1 pseudogene is annotated in these 2,500 nt (G+C 52.3%); it reads right to left on the bottom strand.

The annotated features are described in order from the left end of the window. A pseudogene (locus QZ197_RS10235) lies at positions 1-2,500 on the bottom strand (hypothetical protein); the annotation flags it as partial.

Here is a 2,500-nt window from a genome sequence, read left to right as displayed (position 1 = left end):
CAGTCACAACAACATTCTGTGCAGCCGATTCGCCATTGTTCGTGACCCTAACGGTATAAATAACGTCTTGATCAACTGTCAGGACATTTGGCGCATCACTTTTATTTACGGACAAATCAACAACAGGTTCTTCCACCACTGTAGTCGCAAGATTCGTATTGTTCGTGGTATTTGTTTCGGTTGTTGCGGTACTGATCGTAACGTTGTTGGTAAGGGTCTGTCCAACAGCAGCCGTGAGAGGTCGTACCAGGATTGTTACATTGCGCTGTGTTCCGGGCGGAATGGTTCCGAAAGTACAGGTTAAACTTAACTGGGCACCTGGCAGGGACAATGCATTTGCGGCGATCGGCGAGCAGCTAGTCGTGCCATTCGCAGGTGTGGCAGAGATAAACCTAACGTTTGGCGGCAACAAGTCGACGACCTGCACGTTCGCGGCACTGCTCAAACCAACGTCAGCTGCGGGTCCAGGATCGCTGATGCCATTCCTCGCAGAGACGGTGGAACTTAGGTTTTGCCCAGCTCTGACCAATCCTGGTGCAGTCTTAACGACGGTTACATCTGCACGTGGTGCCATAGAATATGGTGCTGTGCTCGTGTTATTGTTTGGGGTGGGGTCTGGCGTTGTTTGAGACACTGCACTGAACGTATTGGTCCGCGCAATGAAGCCAGCAGCGTTCACCGTGCCATCACCACCGGGTACAACGGTCACGCGGATAATGGGGCAGGCAACACCGGATGCGGGCGAACCTGCGCCACAAACTGGCACGGTCAGACCCGCACAGTTCAGGTTGCGTGTCGCGCCAGTTCCCGGCGCGGTGCAGCTATTATAGGTCGTATTAAAGTACGCGATGCCAACCGGCGCACTACCAGTTTGCAGGTTAGAGAGTGCATCAGTAACAAGGACATTCAGTGCCGGCACTGGGCCTATGTTTTGGACCTCAAGGTCAAACGAAAACGGTGTGCCAGCGACTGCAGTTGGGCTTGCATTAGTAGGCGATACCGTTTTCAAAGCCCTTACATCCGCTGAGTTTGAAGCAGGTGTAGAGGTAACTGTCACAGTTGCAGTGTTATTATTGTTGGGGTTGAGGGTGTCGATAGCGCCAATCCCGGTTGTGACAACAACGCGATTTGTAAGTGTGTTGACAGATACACCCGGAGTATTCGTCGTCTGTGTCGTAAAGACGATATCTGGCGTGTTGCGCGCATTGCTGTTGGAACTGTTTGACCCCGGCAACGCAGTAGGTGCCGTGTATGTACGTGTGCAAACAACAACAGCTTCACCAACAATCGGACTTCCAACAGAAGCGGTGGCTGGAACTCCGCCGACTGTACAGCTTGTACCAGCTGGAATGTTCAGACCGACCACGTTCATTCCGGCAGGAATGGTATCCGTCAAGGTGACTGTGCCAAAGAAGTCTGCGTTGCCAGCGTTGCGCGCGCTAATCCGGAACGTGTTGTTCTGACCTTCGACGACCAATGCAGGAGACGGTCCAGATTTGCGGGCGACCAAATCAATAACAGGTTGAGAAGCAGTAATTGCAGTGTCAAACGACACATCATTGCTAGGGTTTGTGTCAACGTCACCAGTTGGATTTCCATCGGTAACGCCAAAGCTGATTTCGGACCGGTTCCGGATGTTCTGGCCCGGTGCATCTAGACGTGCTGTAAATACGATATTACCCAAGCCTTGTGCGCCTGGTTGGCCATTAGAGCTGGTGGCTGCCTGTTCGCACCGCAGATTGGGTAGATCATCAGCGTTACAAGTGTAGCCTGCAGTCGATACAAAACCGGTGAATGTATACTGAGACGGCAAAGTATCTACGACGACAATATCCGTCGGCGCGTTGCCGAAGAAACCCGTGTTCAGAGTAAATGTAACCGTCTCTCCGACAAGGATGTTCGTCAGTGCGGGGTTCCGGGATTTTGTGATGAACGCGTCTGTGCCAGGCGTGACTGTCAACTCTAGATCAGTCTGATCGTTAGTCGAATTTGGATCGAGAGGTGTGGAATTGCCGACAAACGCCTCTAGCGTAATGTCCGAAGGTCCACCGACATCGACGCGACCGCTAAATACCAAAGGCGCCGCAACGGCGCCATTTGGACCAAGCGCTGTAGTGATTGTACAGATGTAGTTGGATCCGGACAATGAACATCCAGCAGGTGCTACAATGTTTCCTACGCCTGTTGGCCGCGGCACTGTTACATCATAGCGGGTAGCGGTATTCGGTCCCCGGTTGGTGATATCAACAGTCCAGTTGAAAACAGCGCCCGATGCAAGCGTTGTTGCAGGCGTCGAGATATCAACATCAAGATCAACACCTTCATCGATGGTGATGGGTTCGGGTTCAAAGTTATTTCCGAAGTTTGTATCACCGGGAGTATCCGGTACAGCAACCCTGAGGGTAAGTGATGCAGCGCTACTTGTTTGAAAGTCCAGAATGATCTGCGCTTCTAGTGGATCGTCGTCAAAGCCGGCCTTGCCCGGGATAGAAGGAACGAC

Origin of the sequence: Yoonia sp. (assembly GCF_017854415.1) — a bacterium.
Lineage (GTDB): Bacteria > Pseudomonadota > Alphaproteobacteria > Rhodobacterales > Rhodobacteraceae > Yoonia.
The sequence above is the reverse complement of the archived record's forward strand: the minus strand, read 5'-3'. Positions and strand labels throughout refer to the sequence as shown.